Source organism: Duganella sp. LjRoot269, from assembly GCF_964254095.1.
Classification (GTDB): domain Bacteria; phylum Pseudomonadota; class Gammaproteobacteria; order Burkholderiales; family Burkholderiaceae_D; genus Rugamonas; species Rugamonas hordei.
Genome location: NZ_CAXUSL020000001.1, coordinates 945,156 through 963,904 on the forward strand (window position 1 = coordinate 945,156; position 18,749 = coordinate 963,904).

Genomic DNA, 18,749 nt, shown 5'->3' on the forward strand with positions numbered 1-18,749 from the left:
GCATGACTGAACTGAAAAACTGCCCGGCTCCGGCCAAGCTCAACCTGTTCCTGCACGTGAACGGCCGCCGCGCCGACGGCTACCACCTGCTGCAGACCGTATTCCAGCTGATCGACCACGGCGACACGCTGCATTTCACGCTGCGCGACGACACGGCCCTGCGCCGCGTGACCGACCTGCCGGGCGTGCCGGAAGAGAGCGACCTGATCATCCGCGCCGCCAGGCTGCTGCAGGCCGAGGTGCTGCGCCGCCAGGGCGCCTTGCCGCGCGGCGTGGACATCGCCATCGACAAGATCCTGCCCATGGGCGGCGGCCTGGGCGGCGGTTCGTCCGACGCGGCCACCACGCTGATGGCCTTGAACAAGCTGTGGAACGCCGGCCTGGACCGGCAGGAACTGATGGCGCTGGGCCTGCCGCTGGGCGCCGACATCCCGTTCTTCATCTTTGGCGAAACCGCCTTTGCCGAAGGGGTGGGGGAGGCCATGCGGCCGGTTCAGGCGCCGGATTGTTGGTATGTCGTCATCGAACCGGGCGTGGCGGTGCCGACCGCGGCAATTTTTTGCTCGGAATATTTGACAAGGGATACTCCCCCCGTCATAATAACGGACTTTTCCAGCCACCTCGAAAATCGAAACGGATTGACAGGGTTTGGAAAGAATGACTTGCAGCAGGTAGCAACCAGGTTGTTCCCGCCGGTGGCAGAGGCGATAGAATGGCTGGGGGCTTACGGTGATGCCAGGATGACTGGCTCCGGTGCTTGCGTGTTTAGTGCGGTGGCAACCGAGGCTGAAGCGGATGCGGTGCTTGAAAAAGTGCCGGCAAAGTGGAAAGCGTGGAAGGCCAAAGCGCTGGAACGCCACCCGATCATCGCGGCGCTGTAGGGCATAAAAAGGCACAAAAAAATTTGGCTTAGCGTGAAAATGGCTGTAAAATACCGGCCAGTAACGACAAGCAGTCAGTTGCGTAGGGGAATCGCCAAGCTGGTTAAGGCACTGGATTTTGATTCCAGCATACCAAGGTTCGAATCCTTGTTCCCCTGCCATTCGTTTGTATCTGGATCCGTCGAGGCGCAAGTCTCCGGCCAGGTAAAGCAAAGATGGCTCCGCCCAGAGCGAGTCATTCTACTAAGATACTACTAGTACAGCGCCACGCGGCTTTCGCTGGCGATCCTTCAAAAATTTCTAAGACTATCTCTGGGACTCCCATGGCTTACGAAAACCTGATGGTTTTTACCGGCAACGCTAATCCTGCGTTGGCAGAAGGAGTCGCAAAAAATCTCGGCATCCCTCTCGGCAAGGCAAACGTCTCGAAATTCTCGGACGGCGAAGTGATGGTCGAAATTAACGAAAACGTCCGCGGCAAAGACGTCTTCGTCCTGCAATCGACTTGCGCACCAACCAACGACAGCCTGATGGAACTGATCCTGATGGTCGATGCGCTGAAGCGCGCGTCCGCTGGCCGTATCACCGCTGCGATTCCTTACTTTGGCTATGCCCGCCAAGACCGCCGTCCGCGTTCGGCGCGCGTCGCGATCTCGGCCAAGGTGGTGGCCAATATGCTGGAAAAAGCCGGCGTCGAGCGCGTCCTGATCATGGATCTGCACGCGGACCAGATCCAGGGCTTCTTCGATATCCCGGTTGACAATATTTACGCTTCGCCAATTCTGCTGGGCGACCTGCAGAAGAAGAACTACCAGGACCTGCTGGTGGTGTCGCCGGACGTCGGCGGCGTGGTCCGCGCGCGCGCCCTGGCAAAACGCTTGGGCTGCGACCTGGCCATCATCGACAAGCGTCGTCCGAAGGCCAACGTGTCCGAAGTGATGAACATCATCGGTGAAGTCGAAGGCCGCAACTGCGTGATCATGGACGACATGGTCGACACCGCAGGCACGCTGGTCAAGGCGGCCGAAGTGCTGAAAGAGCGCGGCGCACAGAAAGTGATCGCGTATTGCACGCACCCTGTGCTGTCCGGCCCGGCGATCGAGCGCATCACCAATTCGTCGCTGGACGAGCTGGTCGTGACCGACACCATTCCGTTGTCCGACGCGGCCAAGGCTTGCGGCAAGATCCGCCAGCTGACCTGCGCGCCGCTGCTGGCCGAGACGTTCAAACGCATCATCAAGGGCGACTCGGTGATCTCCCTGTTTATCGACTGAGATAAACGGTTTAGCCAGTTTTTGAGGCGGCGCGACAAGCAAAAACGCTTGTCGCGCCGTTGTACTTCCCGGTTTCATGAGCGCAGTCAGCTCATTTTCGAGGCACCCTGGTCGCGGGGGCCTCATAACACGGGGCGCGAGCCCTGTTATTTTTGGAGTATCACATGAAAGTTGTTGCATTCAAACGCGAATTGCAAGGTTCCGGAGCGAGCCGCCGCCTGCGCAATTCGGGCCAAACCCCAGGCATCATCTACGGCGGTACCGAAGCGCCAGTGACCATCTCGCTGGATCACAACGCGCTGTACCACGCGCTGAAAAAAGAAGCCTTCCACTCGTCGATCCTGGATCTGGAAATCGACGGCAAGACCCAGCAAGTGCTGCTGCGCGACTTCCAAGTCCACGCATACAAGCAACTGGTTCTGCACGCTGACTTCCAGCGCGTTGACGCTTCGAAAAAAGTGCACATGAAAGTGGCTCTGCACTTCGCTAACGCCGATGTGTCCCCGGCAGTCAAGCTGCACGGCGCCACCATCAGCCACGTAGCCAACGAAATCGAAGTTTCGTGCCTGCCGAAAGATCTGCCAGAGTTCATCACCGTTGACCTGTCGAACATCGACGTCGGCCACTCGCTGCACATCGGTGAACTGACCCTGCCAGCCGGCGTGACCGCAATCACCCACGGCGCCAACCTGACCATCGCTACCGCTTCGGTACCAGCTGGTCACGTGGCTGCTGAAGCTGCTGCAACCGAAGCTGCTCCTGCAGCTGAAGCCAAGCCAGCCGCCAAAGCCAAGAAGTAATCACTGACACCGCCCTCGGGCGGTTGATGCAAGAAGCCCGCCGGCCATGCCTGGCGGGCTTTTTTACCATAAGCACACCATGCCCATACGTCTCATCGTCGGCCTCGGCAACCCCGGCCCCGAATACGAACAAACCCGCCACAACGCCGGCTTCTGGCTGGTGGACAATCTCGCCAACGACGTCGGCGCGCGCCTGCAGCGCGAGACCAAGTACAACGCGCTGATGGCCCGGGCCTCCGTCGCCGGCCAGGAAGTGTATCTGCTGGAACCGCAGACGTATATGAACCGCTCCGGCCAGTCGGTCGGCGGGCTGTGCCGCTTCTTCAAGATCGCGCCGGACGAGGTGCTGGTCGTGCACGACGAGCTGGACCTGATGCCCGGCACCGTGCGCCTGAAGAAGGGCGGCTCGTCCGGCGGCCACAACGGCCTGAAGGACATCACCGCCGCGCTCGGCACGCAGGATTACTGGCGGCTGCGGCTCGGCATCGGCCACCCGCGCACGCTCAGCCTGCAGCAGCAGGTGGCGGACTTCGTGCTGCACCGTCCGCGCCGCGAAGACCAGGAGCTGATCGAGCAGGCGATAGCCAAGTCGCTGCTGGTGATGCCGCAGATCGTCGAAGGCAAGTTCGACGCCGCCACGATGGAGTTGCATACGGCCTGAAGCGCCGGTGGTATGCTGGAGCCATCCCCACTCCAGCCCAAGGACCATCGATGAAGCTCCTCCCGATCGCCGCGTTGCTGCTGGCGCAAGCGGCCCAGGCGCAGCAAGGCGCCGCCGTCTCCAGCCAGATCAATGGCATGTATCCCCAGCTCGACGCGATCTACAAGGACTTGCACGCGCATCCCGAGATCGCCTTCCAGGAGCAGCGCACGGCCGCCAGGCTGGCCGCCGAGATGCGCGCGATCGGCTTCGAGGTGACCGAGAAGGTCGGCAAGACCGGCATCGTCGCCATCTACAAGAACGGCGCCGGCCCGACGGTGCTGGTGCGTACCGAGATGGACGGCCTGCCGATGGAGGAAAAGTCCGGCTTCGCGTATTCAAGCAAGGCGCACGCGCTGCTGGACGGCAAGGACACGATGGTGGCCCACAGCTGCGGCCACGACGTCCACATGACCGCCTGGCTGGGCGCCGCGCGCGCGCTGGTGGCGATGAAGGCGCAATGGAAGGGCACCCTGATGTTCATCGGCCAGCCGGCCGAGGAGACCGTCAGCGGGGCCAAGGCCATGCTGGCCGACGGCCTGTTCAAGCGCTTCGGCAAGCCGGACTACGCGTTCGCGCTGCACAGCTGGCCGCTGGCCTACGGCACCATCGGCTACAACAGCGGCGCGGTGTCGTCGAACTCGGACGCGATAGAAATCACCTTCAAGGGCCGCGGCGGCCACGGCTCGGCGCCGGACAAGGCGCTCGACCCGATCGCCATCGCCGCCCGCTTCGTGGTGGAGGTGCAGACGGTGGTCAGCCGCGAGAAGGATCCGAAGGAGTTCGGCGTGGTGACGATAGGCGCGATCAACGGCGGCACGGTCGGCAACATCATCCCGGACACGGTGCGCGTGCGCGGCACGATACGTTCGTACAGCCCGGAGGTACGGGCCAAGCTGCTGGCCGGCGTGCGCCGCATCGCCAACGCCTCGGCCGCGATGGCCGACGCGCCGGCGCCGGACGTGGAGCTGATCAGCGGCGGCGCCGCGATTGAAAACAGCGACGCGCTGGTCACCCGCACCGAAGGCGTGCTGAAGCAAGCCTTCGGCGACGCCAACGTCGCCCGCATGCCGGCGATGACGGCCAGCGAGGACTTCTCGCAATTCGTCAACGAGGGCGTGCCGGGGATGTTCTTTTTCACCGGCGTCTACGATCCGAAGGCGGTGGCCGAGGCGGCCAGGCCGGGCGGCAAGCCGCTTGCCTTCAACCATTCGCCGTACTACGCGCCGGTGCCCGAACCGTCGATCAAGACCGCCGCCCAGGCGATGACCTTGGCGGTCTTGAACGTGCTGCCCAAATAAATCCGGGGTCAGATCCTAATGCCGTTAAGTTAAGGATTTCCTGAGCCTCCGTTCAGGATAGCGTTGCGGTTTTGCTTTGGTGACCCGATCGAATTTCCGGTCGGGTCGATAGACATTGAGTTCGAGGATCATCCTCTCGCGCATCCGTTTGATCGTTCCTGGTAGATTGCCCAAGGCCCGTTCGGAGGCCGCATGTAGCATCTCGAGCTGAAATATGCCGAGGGCGAAGACAAAGCTAACGTCATTGGGAGCGCATTTTGCCTGGTCGGCCGTGCGCGCCATTTCTAGTCGCACGAGGTTATAGGCGATAAGAATGCCCCAGATTTCCTGCCTGGTTGCTGCGACACTTTGGCTGCGCAGGCATAGGGCCATCCCCATCATGGTTTGCTTGATCTCGCGGTAGCTCGTTTCGATCTGCCAGCGCTCGCTATAACAGTCGCGGACGGTTTTGGCGGAGAAGCGCCGGCGATCCGTCAATGAGGTCAGCAAATAGCACAGTTTGCCCGTCGGATCTTTCGTTGCAATGGCACGCGCTTGCCACTGCTCGGGCATGGAGGGGACGCGCTTGCGTACTTGTGGGGAAACGCGCATTTCGACGATGCCATCCTCACTGTCGCCGCTCACAAGACGCCATTGCGTATTAGCCTTGGCCGGCACGAGGAAGTGCCGCTCCTGGCCTTGCATACGAAGTTTATGCAACAGCTCGGCGGCTAGAAAACCTTTATCGAAGACCGTCAGCGAATGGTCGGGTATATCGTCTAGCAACGGCAAGGCAAAGCTCATCTCGCCTTTGCTATAGGGGCCAAAATCGGCGGCCAAGACCAACTGGGTGCGCAGCGCAGCCAATGTCACCATGCGGGCATGGGGGTAACTGGCCAAAGCTCCCTTGGCGAAGTGTGGCGAATCGAAATGTGCCCGGTTTTCCGCGCTATCGGCTAATTTCAGGGTCGTCCCATCCATGGCGAGCAGTTGGAGGCCGTGGAAGTCGGAACGATGGGCGTCTTGCATCTGCCAATGGCGCGCGGACGTTGAGAATAGCCACGCCAACGGTTCTTCGCCCAGCCGCTGACGTGCTTGCGTTACAGCGCTATCAGTGACGCAAGTGTCCTTCAGATCCGGTAGCGCCAGTTCCAATTCACCCAGCACTTGTCGCACTGAGTGATGTCGGTAGATCGCTAGCGCGATGACCAACCAGACTACCTGCTCCGCCGGCAGACGCCGCTGCCGAATACTCGCCTTGCCGGTGTAGCTCAATGCTCCCATGATCCATTCGACGGGCAACTGCTCCCCAAGCCGGCCCCAGTCCGGAGCTGGCAAGTCACACGTGGTCAAAGGGAGAACGTCGGAAAGCATGGCGCGAAGGTTAACAGCCTTCGCGCATGTTTACAACAACTAACTGGGGCCGGCCTAGTTCCTTAACTTAACGGCATTAGGATCTGACCCCGGGTTTTTATTTGCTGGCGGCGATCCAGCGGTCGACGCGGGCTTCCAGGATAGGCAGCGGCAAGGTGCCGTCGCCGATCACCACTTCGTGGAATTTCTGGTAGCTGAACTTATCGCCCAGCGCCTGCTGCGCGCGCGCCCGCAGTTCCAGGATCTTCAACGAGCCGATCTTGTAGCTCAGCGCCTGCGCCGGCCATACCATGTAGCGCTCGATCTGGTTTTTGGCGCGCGCTTCCGGCCAGCCCAGCGTGTCGGCCAGGTAGGCGATCGCCTGCTCGCGGCTCCAGCCCTTGGCGTGCATGCCGGTGTCGACCACCAGCCGCGCGGCGCGCAGCATTTCCGCGTTCAGGTGGCCGTAGTAGGCCACCGGATCTTCATACAAGCCCATCTCGCGGCCCAGCGTTTCCGAGTACAGCGCCCAGCCTTCGGTGTAGGCCGCGCTGTTCGGGTTCTCGGTGCTGAACTTGCGGAAGTCCGGCAGGTCCAGCTCTTTCAGCAGCGCCGCGTGCAGGTGGTGGCCCGGCACGCCTTCGTGCAGGAACAGGCTGACCATGTCGACCCGGCTGTATTTTTTCGGGTCGTTCACCACCGGCCAGAACACGCCCGGATGCGAGCCGTCCGCCGCCGACGGCGTGTAGTGGTCGGACGCGGTGGCGCGCGTCAGTTCCGGCTCCAGGTGCAGCTCCAGCTTGGCTTTCGGGATCAGGCTGAAATAGGTCGGCAGCTTGGTCTGCACCTGCGCGTAGATGTCGCGGTAGGCTTGCAGCACCTGTTCGTCGCTGGTGAAGATCCTGAACTTGTCCTGCGCGCCTACCCATTGCGGCAACTGCTTTTCCGGACCCTCGTAGCCCAGCTTGGGACCGAGTGCGGCCAGCTGCTGCTGGATGCGCGCCACTTCCTTCAGGCCCAGCTCATGCACCGCGTCCGGCGTCAGCGGCAGGTTGGTGCTGTCCTTGATGCGGGCCGCGTACCAGGCGGCGCCGTTCGGCAGCGCGCTCCAGCCGGTGCTGGCGCGGCTGGCCGGCAGATATTCGTTTTCCAGGAAGCTGACCAGGCGGTTCAGCGCCGGCGCGATCTTGCCGTCGACCGTCTTCAGGTAGGCGGCCGTCAGCTTCTGCTGGTCGGCGGCCGAGAAGCCGGCCGGGAAGCGCGTCACCGGCGAATAGTAGACGCTGGCTTCCGGCGTCGCGCTGCGCAGGTTCTGGAACTGCGGCAGCATCGCCACCGTGATCGCCTTCGGCTGCACCACGCCGGCGCGCATGCCGTCCCTCATGTTGGCGATGGCCTGGTCGATCCAGCCCGGCAACTGGTTCAGCCGGCTAAGGTAGGCCTGGTACTGCTTGACCGTGCCCAGCGGTTGCGAACCGGTGCCGTCGGCGTAGTTGGCCAGCGTGGTGATCACATTGTCGAAATGATTCAGCGGCAGCAGATGCTCGGGGAAGGATTCCAGCTGCATCGCGTTGTTCAACTCGTAGGACAGCAGGTCATAGGTCAGCTGGTCCTGGTTGCCCAGCTGGTCGCGGCGCACCGCCATCAGCTGCTTCTGCATGCCGCGGTACAGCGCGAACTGGGCCGCCCGCACCTTGGGCGAAATGCTCAGGCCGATCTGGTCGTCGTAGCGGCTGTCGCCGTTGGCGGTGGCGAACAGCAGCGGGTCGAACTTGCAGCGCGCGGTGTGGAAGGCCGCCGCCAGTTTGGCCAGTTGCTTTTGCGCCGCGCCGGCCCGCACCTGCGTGTTGGCCGTGGCCGCCAGCGCCGGCGGCGCCATGCCGGCCCCCATCAGTAACGTCGCAATCAGGGTGGCGGTGGTCAGCGCGGCGCGCGGGCGGCGGGAATGGGGCATACGTTGTCCTCGATGGGTAGTGGATAGCGCCAAGCAGTCTAGCATCTCTGGCGCTGGACGCAACAGGGGCGGACGCCTTGCCGGCCGTCCGCCCCTGTATCCATCATGGACTACTGAGTTACATCAACCTTGCTTGGCCTTGCGGCGGCGCGCGGCGAAGCCGGTCAGGCCCAGGCCGGCCAGCAGCATGGCGTAGGTCTCCGGTTCCGGAACGGCTTGCGCCAGGCCGTCCATCGCGTAGATTTGAGCGGTGGTTTTGTTGTAGGTCGGATTGGCCAGGATGTTCTGGTTCAGGTTCCAGCCCATGGCGTCAAACGCGGCCAGGTCGTTCTGGGTCACCGAACCGCCGGAGCAGGCGGCGATGGTCGGATCCATCACGCCGACCGAGCGGGTGCTCAGGAAGCATTGGCCTCCCAGGTCCAGCACGGCCTTGTTGTCGGCCCAGTGCGAAGTCTGGTTGCCGTCGCCGTTGTAGGCACCGGTCGAGAAGAACGCGGCTTCCTGGTTGTTGTCTGGCAAGTTGAACACGCTGGCGCCGCCGTCGATCGAGAAGAACGCGGTCTTGTTGGCGCCCCAGTTCAGGTAGCGGGTGCCGTTGGCTTCCACGCCGGAACCATAGCGGAACAGGTCGAGCGTGCTGCCGATGGCGAACTCGTCGATATTGGTGGTGCCGAAGGCGCCGGCGTTGAAGGCCGAAGCGTATGGGCCTTTGCCGCCCAGCAGGTCGAACGTGTCGGAGCCGCTGACGAAGCCCAGCGCGTGGCCGATTTCATGCACGGCAACGGCGGTGAAATCGTATTTGCCGGTGGCGATGCCATCGGTCGGGTTGAAGTCGAAGGCGAAGTTGGAGCTGAAGGTGATGCTGGCGTCGGCGTGATGGGCCGCGTAGCTGCCGGTATAGTCGACACCCATGCCCATGGCTTTCAGCACCGAGGTGTTGACGTCCAGGTATTGGTTGATGCCGTTGCTGCCATTCGAAATACGGCTTGCCAGCGTGGTGTCGATGCCGCTCTGGGTTGCCGCGTTCTTGTAGGCGTTGACGCGCATGGCCAGGTCGGTGCCGTTGGCCAGCGTCGGCAGGTGGGCCACGGCGGTCGCGTCGAGCGCGCTGTTGCCGGTGGTCTGCAGGCCGTGATAGACGTCGGCTACGGACACCACGTTCGAGTTGCTGCCGGTGCTGCCGAGGATGCCGGTGCCCAGTGCCGCGAAGCTGATATCGATATTGATCGTGGCGTTGTTGGTCAGCGTCTGGTTCCAGTAATTGGCAGCTTTCTGGAAGGCGAACAGCGCCTGCGCGCCCTGTGGGGTGGAGGCGAAGCTGCCGGAGCTGTCGATCAGGACAATATTGGCAGACATCGCTGGCATGGTCATCGCGGCGGCAACCGCGGCGGCGCCCAGTTTAAGGACTAAGGACTTTTTCAATTTATTTCTCTCCCTAAGCGGTATTTCTCTGTACCCGTGCTCTTGTAGGCCGGGTCGATTTTGTTTGGGTTGGGATCGGCCACCCCGCCGTAGTCAGAAATTGACGTTTGGAAAGAGTAGCATAAAGGTTAATTTTTGTTGTGTTAACATTACTCAGTTGTTTGAAAAAAAATTAAAATTTACAACAGTCGAGCTTGCTTCAAATAATGTGCTGCGAAGCTTCGACGCGGCGGCGCGCCCGGTTTTTTTGAACAGTGGCGGCAGCGGGGGTACAATTGACCCTTGAACGCTGTTATTCAGCCCGAATATCCCGAAAACGCCCCTCGCTGGCCGTTTTTCACGAGCCGCTCGCCGGCGCAATTGATAATTAAAGGTTTTTCATGAGTCTCCAATGCGGCATCGTCGGCCTGCCTAACGTCGGCAAGTCCACCCTCTTCAACGCCCTGACCAAGGCCGGCATTCCGGCCGAGAACTATCCGTTCTGCACCATCGAACCCAACGTCGGCGTGGTCGAAGTGCCGGATCCGCGCATGGGCGCGCTGGCCGAGATCGTCAAGCCCGAGCGCATGGTCAACGCCATCGTGGAATTCGTCGACATCGCCGGCCTGGTGGCGGGCGCGTCACAGGGCGAGGGCCTGGGCAACCAGTTCCTGTCGCACATCCGCGAAACCGACGCCATCGTCAACGTGGTGCGCTGTTTCGAGGACGACAACGTGATCCACGTGGCCGGCAAGGTCAGCCCGCTGGACGACATCGAAGTGATCCAGACCGAGCTGGCGCTGGCCGACCTGGGCACTGTGGAAAAAGCCATCCACCGCGAAAACAAGAAAGCCCGTTCGGGCGACAAGGACGCCGCCAAGCTGCTGGCCATCATGGAGCGCATCGTGCCGCACCTGAACGAAGCCAAGCCGGTGCGTGCGATGGGCCTGGACGCCGACGAAATGGCGCTGATCAAGCCGCTGTGCCTGATCACCGCCAAGCCGGCCATGTACGTGGCCAACGTGTCCGACACCGGCTTCAAGGACAACCCGCTGCTGGACCAGCTGACCGCCTACGCCGCCACCCAGAACGCGCCCATCGTCGCCATCTGCGCCTCGATCGAAGCGGAAATCGCCGATCTGGACGACGCCGACAAGACCGCCTTCCTGACCGACATGGGCATGGAAGAGCCAGGCCTGGACCGCCTGATCCGCGCCGCCTACAAGCTGCTGGGCCTGCAGACCTACTTCACCGCCGGCGTCAAGGAAGTGCGCGCCTGGACCATCCACATCGGCGACACCGCGCCGCAGGCGGCCGGCGTGATCCACACCGACTTCGAACGCGGCTTCATCCGCGCGCAAACCATCGCCTACGACGACTACATCCAGTACAAGGGCGAGGCCGGCGCCAAGGAAGTGGGCAAGATGCGCGCCGAAGGCAAGGAATACGTGGTCAAGGATGGGGACGTGCTGAACTTCCTGTTCAACGTCTAACCGAAAGCCGCGAAATTCGCGGCTTTTTTATTGCCTATTCTGGCCTGGCGCTGCAGAATGCGTTGTAAATGCAACGCACAGGTCCAACTATGAAAACCGCAACATTTCCATCTCTACGCGTCGATCCCGAACTGCGGCAGGCGGCCGAGGACAGCCTGCAGGAAGGCGAAACGATTTCGAGCTTTGTCGAGCAGTCGATACGCGACAATATCGGGCGTCGCCAGCGGCAACGCGAATTCCTTGAGCGTGGCCTGGTCTCGCGGGACGAGGCGGCTCGCAGTGGGGCTTACGTCAGCTCCGAGGCGGTGCTGGGCCGGCTTGAGCAGATGCTGGCAAAGGCCAAGGCCGGCAAGTGACCTTTTCCGTTCGCTTCACGCAACATGCGGAGTCGGATCTGGTCCGGTTGTATGAATTCATTCTGCAACGCGACGAGAACGATTGGGCGCTTGCGGAACAGGCACTGAACGCCATCAAGCATGCCATCCGGGGTTTGGAGTTGTCGCCTTTCAGCTACCGCAAGGCGGCTGCGGACAACCCTTTCATACGTGAGTTGATCATCCCATGTGGCGCATCCGGCTACGTCGCGTTATTCGAAATTGAAGACGGGCAGACGGTGACTGTGCTGGCGCTGCGGCATCAGCTTGAAGACGACTATTATTGACCGCCGGATACATGTGCATATGCCCGGTGCGATATATGACGTCGCAATCGACCTGCTAGTATGAGGTTTCCTCATGCATCAAGCCGGACTGGACACATCATGATGGTAGGGCGATTGGCGAAGACCTGGCTGGCCGGATTCCTGATGTTGTGGGCGCAGGCCGGCCTCGCGGCGGAGAAGGTCCCGCTGTACACCTACTATGTCGACCCGCCGTTCGCCGTCGGCGCCGATTCCCTGACCGACAAGCTGGCAGCATGGCTGAGCCAGCGCTCGCAAGGCCGCTACCTGTTCGTCCCCACACAACTGCCAAGGCGCCGGCTCGACGCGCTGATCGCGCAGCCGCACTGGCGCGGCGTGGTGGCCTGGGCCAATCCGGCATGGTTCGGCGAGACCGTCCATCCCCGGCAAAGCTGGACCCGCCCCTACATGGTCGATGCCAACCAGGTGGTGTCGTTGCGCAGCGAGCCGATAACCTACGAGAACGACCGCTCGCTGGAAGGGCGCCGCGTCGGCAGCGTGCTCGGTTTCAGCTACCCCGACCTGGACGCCATGCTCAAGGCCGGCAAGCTGACGCGCGACGACGCCAATGGCGAATTCCAGAACCTGCTCAAGCTCAAGCTGCAGCGCGTGCAAGTGGCCTTCCTGCAGGCCAGTTCCTTTCCCTACTTCAAGCGCGAATTTCCCGACATGGACGACTGGGCTTATGTCGCCGCCAAGCCACGGACGGTGTTCGAACGCTCGCTGTTCATGGCGCCGGGCCAGCCGGCGCTGCGGGCCTTCCTGGATGCCCAGCTGGACCTGCTGATCGCCGACCGGGACTGGCAAACCCGGCTGGGAACCTGCCCGCTGGTGGCGCCCGGTCTGGTCCGGCAGATGGACGCCACACGCAAGCTATGCCGGTAGGCAGCCTTTGTTGGGTATAATCGCCGGATTGCCGGAGCGCCGGACCGCGCGTCTGCCTCCCTCACCCGTCCCACCCTTCACTAGAAAAAATACTCCTCATGGCTTCTTCCAACGATAACGTCAGCATGGCGCTGTTCTGCGATTTCGAAAACGTGGCGCTCGGTGTGCGCGACGCCAACTACGACAAGTTCGACATCAAGCCGGTGCTGGAGCGTTTGCTGCTGAAGGGCAGCATCGTGGTCAAGAAGGCGTATTGCGACTGGGACCGCTACAAGGCCTTCAAGGCGCCGATGCACGAGGCCAACTTCGAGCTGATCGAGATCCCCCACGTGCGCCAGTCCGGCAAGAACTCGGCCGACATCCGCATGGTCGTCGATGCGCTGGACTTGTGCTACACCAAGTCCCACGTCGACACCTTCGTCATCATTTCCGGCGATTCCGATTTCTCGCCGCTGGTGTCCAAGCTGCGCGAGAACGCCAAGAAGGTGATCGGCGTCGGCGTCAAGCAGTCGACCTCCGACTTGCTGGTGGCCAACTGCGATGAATTCATTTTCTACGACGACCTGGTGCGCGAGAGCCGCCGCGCCAAGCGCGAGGCCAGCAACGAGACCAAGCCGGCGGTCAAGCGCTCGCCGGAAGAGGAACGCGCCCGCCGCGACGAGATGGACAAGCGCCGCAACCAGGCGGTGGAAATCGCCGTCAACACCTTCGAGGCGCTGGTGCTGGAGCGCGGCGACAGCGGCAAGATCTGGGCTTCCGTGCTGAAGGAGGCGATCAAGCGCCGCAAGCCGGATTTCAGCGAATCCTATTACGGCTTCCGCACTTTCGGCAACCTGATCGAGGAATGCAAGGCGCGCGGGCTGCTGGAATTCGGCCGTGACGACAAGTCCGGCGCCTATGTGTATCGCGGCAGCGGCGTGCCGACCGCCGGCGGTTCGTCGGCCGACGCGTCCGGCGCCGACGGCATGACGGTGGAGGCGCAGGAAGGCGGCAAGCCCGAATCGCGCCGCAGCCGCGGCCGCGGCCGTACCGCCGCCGAGCGCTTTGCCGAACGCCAAGCCGAGCGGCTGGCGCAGCAGGCCCGCGCGCCGCAGGAATCGGATGAGCCGTCGGCGATTGAAATCGACGCGGAACACAATTATGTCGAACCGGAGCAGTTGGCCGGACAGCCGGAGGCTGCCGAATTACCGGCAGCGGCGCCGGCAGGCGAGGGCGAGCGCGGTGGTCGTGGCCGTGGTCGCGGCAATCGCGGCGGCCGTGGCAATCGCCAGGACGGGCAGGGCGGCAATGTTGCGCCTGCCGCTGCGGTCGCGGAGGCGCCGGTAGTGCTGGAAGCAGCTATCGAACTGCCTGTCGCGGCCGAACCGGTCGCAGCCGAGCCCGCGCCGGCCAAGAAGAAAAGCGGCGCCAAGCCGCCTGCACGCAAGCTGAAAACAGCGGCCAAGCCTAAGACGGAAAACACCAGGCAGGCCAAGGGCGGCAACGGCTCCGGCGAACAGCCGGCTGCTGCGGCGCCAGCCCCGGCTCCGGTGGAAGCTGCACCGGCTCCGGCTCCCGTCGATGCCGGCGCCAGCCCGGCCGAGGCGACAGCCAAGCCAGCCAAGGCCAAGGCCGCCGCCAAGCCGGCCCGCAAGCCGGCCGCGCGTACCCCGCGTCCAGCGAAGGCCAAGGCGACCCCGGAAGAGTAAGCCGGGGAGGGCGCGGCGGCGGCAAGCCGCCGCGCTCAACGCCGTTCTCAATCGTATAATGACAATGTTTTCATCTGACTAACCGGCGGCCCGGCCGCCTTGCAAGGTGCTGAGCATGCCCATTCTTTCCGACATCACGCTGTATCCGATCAAGTCCTGCGGCGGCATGCCGCTGCAGGAAGCCACGCTGACCACCACCGGTCTGATGACTGAACAGATCTACGACCGCGAGTGGATGGTGGTGGATGCCGCCGGCGTCTGCCTGACCCAGCGCGAACATCCGCGCATGGCGCTGATCGCGCCGACCTTGAAAGGCGCCACGCTGGAGCTGCGCGCGCCCGGCATGCTGCGGCTGGAAATCCCGCTCGGCCTGCCGGATCCCGACAGCGCGCCCACCCTCACCACCCAAGTCTGGGACGATACCGTGCTGGCCTACGACTGCGACGACCTGACCGCCGAATGGTTCACCAAGGCCATCGGCGTGCCGTGCCGGCTGGCGCGCTTCCACGCCAAGGCCGAGCGCGCCGTCAGCGGCAAATGGACCAACGGAGTGGCCGCCACCACCATGTTCTCGGACGGCTATCCTATGCTGGTGGCCGGCACCGCCTCGCTGGACGACCTGAACGGCAAGCTGCGCGCGGCCGGCCGCGAGGCGATCCCGATGAACCGCTTCCGTCCCAACCTGGTGATCGACGGCATCGAAGCCTTCGAGGAAGACTATGCCGAATCGTTCCAGCTCGGCGATGCCCTGCTGAAACCGGTCAAGCCCTGCCCGCGTTGCCCGATGCCGTCGGTGAACCAGGCCACCGGCGAATTCGGTCCCGATCCGCTGGACATCATGCAAAGCTACCGGGCCAAGCCGGAAGTCGACGGCGCCTTGTGTTTCGGCATGAACAGCATCCTGATTGCCGGCGAAGGCCAACGCGTGCGCGTCGGACAGGAAATCGTGGTTACACTGGCCTTTTAACGCACACCGGCATTCCCAAGTGGCAAAACTTGGCGTAATGTGGCAACTGATATGAAACCAGGTGACGAGTAAGGGCCTATATGACGCAAACTGCAACCGGCAAGTTCACGCCCCAGACCGATCACGCCGCGCGCGCGACGGACCTGGCGGCCGAAAACCAGGCCCTGCGGGCGCGCATGGCCTACCTGCTCGAACAGGCCGAGCGCAACCACTCGATCATGACCCGGCACCAGGCGTTCGACCTGGAGATCGTCGGCGCCGGCAATTTTCCCGAACTGATCGGCACCATCTTTCGTGTACTTCCGGTTATTTCCGAACTGGACAGCGTGACCCTGACCTTGCTTGACGAAGACGCCGACATCCGTACCGTGATGGGCAAGCTGGACGTGGTGTTCGAAGATTTCCCCGACTTGATTTTCGTTGAAGAACTGGACAACCTGGGCTTCGACCTGAGCCAGCGCAACGCCTACACGCCGACGCCCAAGCCCGTGCTGGGCATGTACGACCGGCAGCGCCACGCCACGCCGTTCCCGAACGCGCCGGCCGGCCTGCAAAGCGTGGCGCTGGTGCCGCTGCTGCGCAACAAGCGCATCATCGGCAGCCTGAACCTGGGCAGCTGCGACCCGACCCGCTTCACGCCCAGCCTGGGCACCGACTTCATCGAGCACATGGCGTCGATCATCGCCATCTGCCTGGAAAACGTCATCAGCAACGAGATGCTCAAGTACATCGGGCTGACCGATTCGCTGACCGGCGTCTACAACCGCCGCTATATCGACCGCCGCCTGCTGGAGGAGATCGCCCGCGCGCGGCGCCAGTCCTATCCGATCTCGTTCATGTACATCGACATCGACCACTTCAAGCGCGTCAACGACACGGTCGGCCACGGCGGCGGCGACGACGTGCTGCGCGAAGTGGCCAACCGCATCAAGAACGAACTGCGCACGTCCGACGCGCTGGCGCGTTTCGGCGGCGAGGAATTCGTCGTGCTGCTGATCGACGCCAATCTGGAAGCGGCCGCCTTTGTCGCCGAGCGCATCCGCGCCAGCGTGGCCGGCAGCATGATCGCGCTGTCGCAGGAGCTGCAGTTGTCGGTGACGGTATCGATCGGCGTGGCCTGCCTGGACGCCGGCGAAGCGGAAGGTGATCCGGCCGCGGTCGCCCGCGCCTGGGTGGCCGAGGCGGACACGCTGCTGTACGTGGCCAAGGAATCCGGCCGCAACCGCGTGGTCAGCCGCCGCGAACAATAATCCGGGGTCAGATCCAAAAAATGGACACGAGCTCTACCGTAGCGACCGCTACGGTAGAGCTCGTGTCCATTTTTTGGATCTGACCCCGTCTTTAACGCAGCAGACGTTGCTCGGCGCGGTGGACCGCGTCGGCGCCGCCGCGCAGCACCACCACGTCACCCGCTTCCAGCACGATCTCCGGACTGACATCGAGCCGGCCCTTGCCGCGGCGGATGCTGCTCACCTCGGCGCCGGCGCCGCTGACGTCGATCTCGCCCAGCGGCTTGCCGACGCCGGACGCACTGCCGTTCAGGGTCACCGAATGCAGCCGCTCCAGATCGGCCTCCTCGCCGGCGTCGCTGGCGCCGTGGAAGTAGCCGCGCAGCGAGGCGTAGCGCTCCTCGCGCGCCGCCTGCACCCGGTGCACCACGCGCCGCAGCGGCACGCCCAGCATCACCAGCGCGTGCGAGGCCAGCATCAGGCTGCCTTCCATCAGTTCCGGCACCACTTCGGCCGCGCCGGCCGCCTTCAGCATGTCGAGGTCGGTATCGTCGTGCGAGCGCACGATCACCGGCAGCGTCGGCGCCAGTTCATGCACCAGGTGCAGCACCTTCAGCGCCGACGGCGTGCTGGCGTAGGTGATCACCACCGCGCTGGCACGGTAGATGCCGGCGGCCACCAGGCTTTCGCGCCGCGCCGCGTCGCCGTACGACACCTGCCGGCCCGCGCTCTGCGCTTCCTGTACCCGCTCCGGGTCCAGGTCCAGCGCGTGGTAGTCGATCTTCTCTTCGCTCAGCATGGTGGCCAGGTTCTGGCCGCTGCGGCCGAAGCCGCACACGATCACGTGCTTGTTGGTGGACATGGTGCGGCTGGCGATCTTGGTCAGCGCCAGCGACTGCATCATCCATTCGTTGGCCGACACCTTCATGACGATCTGGTCCGACTTGGAGATGATGAACGGCGCCACCAGCATCGACAGCACCATCGACGCCAGCACCACCTGGATGATGAACGGGTCCATCAGGTTGATGCCGCCCGCCAGGTTCAGCAGAACGAAGCCGAACTCGCCCGCCTGCGCCAGCGCCAGGCCGGTGCGCATCGACACGCCGTCCGAGGCGCCGAACAGCTTGGCCAGGCCGGCGATCAGCGCGAACTTCAGCAGCACCGGGCCGGCCAGCAGCACCAGCACCAGCCACCAGTTTTCCAGCACCAGGTGGACGTTGAGCAGCATGCCGATGGTGATGAAGAACAGCCCCAGCAGCACGTCGCGGAAGGGCTTGATGTCCTCTTCCACCTGGTGCTTGAATTCGGTTTCGGAAATCAGCATGCCGGCCACGAAGGCGCCCAGCGCGAGCGACAGGCCGGCGCGCTCGGTGATCCAGGCCGCGCCCAAGGTGATCAGCAGCAGGTTCAGCATGAACAGTTCCTGCGAGCGCCGCTTGACCACGATGGTGAACCAGGTGCGCACCAGCTTCTGGCCGAAGAACAGCAGCAGCGCCAGCACGATGACGGCCTTGACGCCGGCCCAGGCCAGCGTCTCGACCAGCGCGTCCGGCCGCTGGCCCAGCGAGGGGATCAAGATCAGCAGCGGCACCACGGCCAGATCCTGGAACAGCAGGATGCCGATGATCTTGCGGCCGTGCTCGCTTTCCAGCTCCAGCCGCTCTGTCAGCATTTTTGACACGATGGCCGTCGACGACATCGCCAGCGCGCCGCCCAGCGCAAACGCGGCCTGCCAGCCGATATGGATGTCGGCCGGCAGCTGGGTGGCGAGGGCCCAGCCGAACACCATGGTCGCGACGATGGTCAGCCCCACCTGCGCCATGCCCAGCCCGAACACGATGCTGCGCATGGCCAGTAATTTGGGCAGGGAGAATTCCAGCCCGATGGAGAACATCAGGAACACCACGCCGAATTCGGCCAGCGAGTGGGTCGCCTCGCTTGATTCGGCCAGGCCCAGCGCGTGCGGGCCGATCAGGATGCCGACGGCCAGGTAGCCGAGCATGGGCGGCAGGTGCAGCATGCGGAAAGCGACGACGCCGAGCACCGCGCTTCCCAGCAGGATCAGCGTTAATTCCAGCGGCGTAAACGTCATGTCAACATAGCCAGTAAAAAAATATAATTTCGTTGTTTGTGGGCCGATGCGGGGGTTATGTTGTGACTGG

General features: G+C 63.3%; 15 protein-coding genes, 1 tRNA gene and 2 pseudogenes. 13 read left to right on the top strand and 5 right to left on the bottom strand.

All coding sequences use genetic code 11. The features are described from left to right. The first annotated feature begins 2 nt into the window (after nucleotides 1-2). The 6 genes from ispE to ACSQ3S_RS04130 all read left to right on the top strand — a co-directional run bounded on the left by ispE (nucleotide 3) and on the right by ACSQ3S_RS04130 (nucleotide 4,956). A complete protein-coding gene (gene ispE / locus ACSQ3S_RS04105) occupies nucleotides 3-881 on the top strand; it encodes a 4-(cytidine 5'-diphospho)-2-C-methyl-D-erythritol kinase (protein ID WP_353405278.1) in 879 nt (292 codons plus the stop codon). Between the two features lie 84 nt (nucleotides 882-965). Further along, nucleotides 966-1,042 (top strand) — tRNA-Gln (locus ACSQ3S_RS04110). A 162-nt stretch (nucleotides 1,043-1,204) separates the two neighbouring features. Beyond that, complete coding sequence (locus ACSQ3S_RS04115) at nucleotides 1,205-2,155, top strand: ribose-phosphate pyrophosphokinase (protein WP_176655291.1); 951 nt, start codon at nucleotides 1,205-1,207, stop codon at nucleotides 2,153-2,155. Between the two features lie 164 nt (nucleotides 2,156-2,319). Then, complete coding sequence (locus ACSQ3S_RS04120; protein ID WP_176655292.1) at nucleotides 2,320-2,955, top strand: 50S ribosomal protein L25/general stress protein Ctc; 636 nt, start codon at nucleotides 2,320-2,322, stop codon at nucleotides 2,953-2,955. 79 nt (nucleotides 2,956-3,034) lie between these two features. After that, on the top strand, nucleotides 3,035-3,616 hold the full coding sequence (pth, locus tag ACSQ3S_RS04125) for an aminoacyl-tRNA hydrolase (RefSeq protein ID WP_436141639.1): 582 nt from the start codon (nucleotides 3,035-3,037) through the stop codon (nucleotides 3,614-3,616). 50 nt (nucleotides 3,617-3,666) lie between these two features. Then, on the top strand, nucleotides 3,667-4,956 hold the full coding sequence (locus ACSQ3S_RS04130; protein ID WP_176655294.1) for an amidohydrolase: 1,290 nt from the start codon (nucleotides 3,667-3,669) through the stop codon (nucleotides 4,954-4,956). A gap of 24 nt (nucleotides 4,957-4,980) precedes the next feature. Here the strand turns inward: ACSQ3S_RS04130 and ACSQ3S_RS04135 are convergent, their stop codons facing one another. The 4 genes and pseudogenes from ACSQ3S_RS04135 to ACSQ3S_RS04150 all read right to left on the bottom strand — a co-directional run. Further along, on the bottom strand, nucleotides 4,981-6,309 hold the full coding sequence (locus ACSQ3S_RS04135) for an IS4 family transposase (protein WP_176656081.1): 1,329 nt from the start codon (nucleotides 6,307-6,309) through the stop codon (nucleotides 4,981-4,983). 97 nt (nucleotides 6,310-6,406) lie between these two features. Then, nucleotides 6,407-8,242 carry a DUF885 domain-containing protein gene (locus ACSQ3S_RS04140; RefSeq protein ID WP_436141640.1) on the bottom strand — a complete coding sequence of 612 codons (1,836 nt, stop codon included), beginning with the start codon at nucleotides 8,240-8,242 and terminating at the stop codon, nucleotides 6,407-6,409. Between the two features lie 123 nt (nucleotides 8,243-8,365). After that, nucleotides 8,366-8,461: pseudogene (locus ACSQ3S_RS04145) on the bottom strand (PEP-CTERM sorting domain-containing protein); the annotation flags it as partial. Nucleotides 8,462-8,548: 87 nt separating this feature from the next. Next, nucleotides 8,549-9,613: pseudogene (locus tag ACSQ3S_RS04150) on the bottom strand (NF038122 family metalloprotease); the annotation flags it as partial. Between the two features lie 431 nt (nucleotides 9,614-10,044). On the opposite strand from ACSQ3S_RS04150, the gene ychF reads away from it, so the two are divergent. From ychF to ACSQ3S_RS04185, 7 genes are all read left to right on the top strand, one after another. Next, nucleotides 10,045-11,136 (top strand): redox-regulated ATPase YchF, encoded by a 1,092-nt coding sequence (ychF, locus tag ACSQ3S_RS04155; RefSeq protein ID WP_176655296.1) that lies wholly within the window; start codon nucleotides 10,045-10,047, stop codon nucleotides 11,134-11,136. An 89-nt stretch (nucleotides 11,137-11,225) separates the two neighbouring features. Continuing rightward, nucleotides 11,226-11,492, top strand: a complete 267-nt coding sequence (locus ACSQ3S_RS04160; RefSeq protein WP_436141641.1) for a YlcI/YnfO family protein — start codon at nucleotides 11,226-11,228, stop codon at nucleotides 11,490-11,492. Then, complete coding sequence (locus ACSQ3S_RS04165; RefSeq protein ID WP_436141642.1) at nucleotides 11,489-11,797, top strand: type II toxin-antitoxin system RelE/ParE family toxin; 309 nt, start codon at nucleotides 11,489-11,491, stop codon at nucleotides 11,795-11,797. The genes ACSQ3S_RS04160 and ACSQ3S_RS04165 overlap by 4 nt, the downstream gene beginning before the upstream one ends. A 99-nt stretch (nucleotides 11,798-11,896) precedes the next feature. Beyond that, nucleotides 11,897-12,700 (top strand): hypothetical protein, encoded by an 804-nt coding sequence (locus ACSQ3S_RS04170; protein ID WP_436141643.1) that lies wholly within the window; start codon nucleotides 11,897-11,899, stop codon nucleotides 12,698-12,700. A 98-nt stretch (nucleotides 12,701-12,798) separates the two neighbouring features. Further along, nucleotides 12,799-14,388: an NYN domain-containing protein gene (locus ACSQ3S_RS04175; protein ID WP_436141644.1), complete on the top strand. Its 1,590-nt coding sequence runs from the start codon at nucleotides 12,799-12,801 to the stop codon at nucleotides 14,386-14,388. A gap of 115 nt (nucleotides 14,389-14,503) precedes the next feature. Further along, nucleotides 14,504-15,355, top strand: a complete 852-nt coding sequence (locus ACSQ3S_RS04180) for an MOSC domain-containing protein (RefSeq protein ID WP_436141645.1) — start codon at nucleotides 14,504-14,506, stop codon at nucleotides 15,353-15,355. An 80-nt stretch (nucleotides 15,356-15,435) separates the two neighbouring features. After that, nucleotides 15,436-16,605, top strand: coding sequence for a DUF484 family protein (locus ACSQ3S_RS04185; RefSeq protein ID WP_436141646.1), 1,170 nt, complete (start codon nucleotides 15,436-15,438; stop codon nucleotides 16,603-16,605). Between the two features lie 91 nt (nucleotides 16,606-16,696). On the opposite strand, the gene ACSQ3S_RS04190 is transcribed toward ACSQ3S_RS04185, so the two are convergent. Continuing rightward, nucleotides 16,697-18,679: a cation:proton antiporter domain-containing protein gene (locus ACSQ3S_RS04190; protein ID WP_436141647.1), complete on the bottom strand. Its 1,983-nt coding sequence runs from the start codon at nucleotides 18,677-18,679 to the stop codon at nucleotides 16,697-16,699. Nucleotides 18,680-18,749 lie beyond the last annotated feature (70 nt).

What these genes read in the sequence shown, in the direction of transcription:
- ACSQ3S_RS04120 (WP_176655292.1), top strand. Translation starts at nt 2,320, where the DNA reads ATGAAAGTTGTTGCATTCAAACGCGAATTGCAAGGTTCCGGAGCGAGC.
- ACSQ3S_RS04140 (WP_436141640.1), bottom strand. Translation starts at nt 8,242, where the DNA reads ATGCCCCATTCCCGCCGCCCGCGCGCCGCGCTGACCACCGCCACCCTG.
- ACSQ3S_RS04135 (WP_176656081.1), bottom strand. Translation starts at nt 6,309, where the DNA reads ATGCTTTCCGACGTTCTCCCTTTGACCACGTGTGACTTGCCAGCTCCG.
- ACSQ3S_RS04160 (WP_436141641.1), top strand. Translation starts at nt 11,226, where the DNA reads ATGAAAACCGCAACATTTCCATCTCTACGCGTCGATCCCGAACTGCGG.
- ACSQ3S_RS04175 (WP_436141644.1), top strand. Translation starts at nt 12,799, where the DNA reads ATGGCTTCTTCCAACGATAACGTCAGCATGGCGCTGTTCTGCGATTTC.
- ychF (WP_176655296.1), top strand. Translation starts at nt 10,045, where the DNA reads ATGAGTCTCCAATGCGGCATCGTCGGCCTGCCTAACGTCGGCAAGTCC.
- ACSQ3S_RS04190 (WP_436141647.1), bottom strand. Translation starts at nt 18,679, where the DNA reads ATGACGTTTACGCCGCTGGAATTAACGCTGATCCTGCTGGGAAGCGCG.
- ACSQ3S_RS04170 (WP_436141643.1), top strand. Translation starts at nt 11,897, where the DNA reads ATGATGGTAGGGCGATTGGCGAAGACCTGGCTGGCCGGATTCCTGATG.
- ACSQ3S_RS04115 (WP_176655291.1), top strand. Translation starts at nt 1,205, where the DNA reads ATGGCTTACGAAAACCTGATGGTTTTTACCGGCAACGCTAATCCTGCG.
- ispE (WP_353405278.1), top strand. Translation starts at nt 3, where the DNA reads ATGACTGAACTGAAAAACTGCCCGGCTCCGGCCAAGCTCAACCTGTTC.
- ACSQ3S_RS04180 (WP_436141645.1), top strand. Translation starts at nt 14,504, where the DNA reads ATGCCCATTCTTTCCGACATCACGCTGTATCCGATCAAGTCCTGCGGC.
- ACSQ3S_RS04185 (WP_436141646.1), top strand. Translation starts at nt 15,436, where the DNA reads ATGACGCAAACTGCAACCGGCAAGTTCACGCCCCAGACCGATCACGCC.
- pth (WP_436141639.1), top strand. Translation starts at nt 3,035, where the DNA reads ATGCCCATACGTCTCATCGTCGGCCTCGGCAACCCCGGCCCCGAATAC.
- ACSQ3S_RS04130 (WP_176655294.1), top strand. Translation starts at nt 3,667, where the DNA reads ATGAAGCTCCTCCCGATCGCCGCGTTGCTGCTGGCGCAAGCGGCCCAG.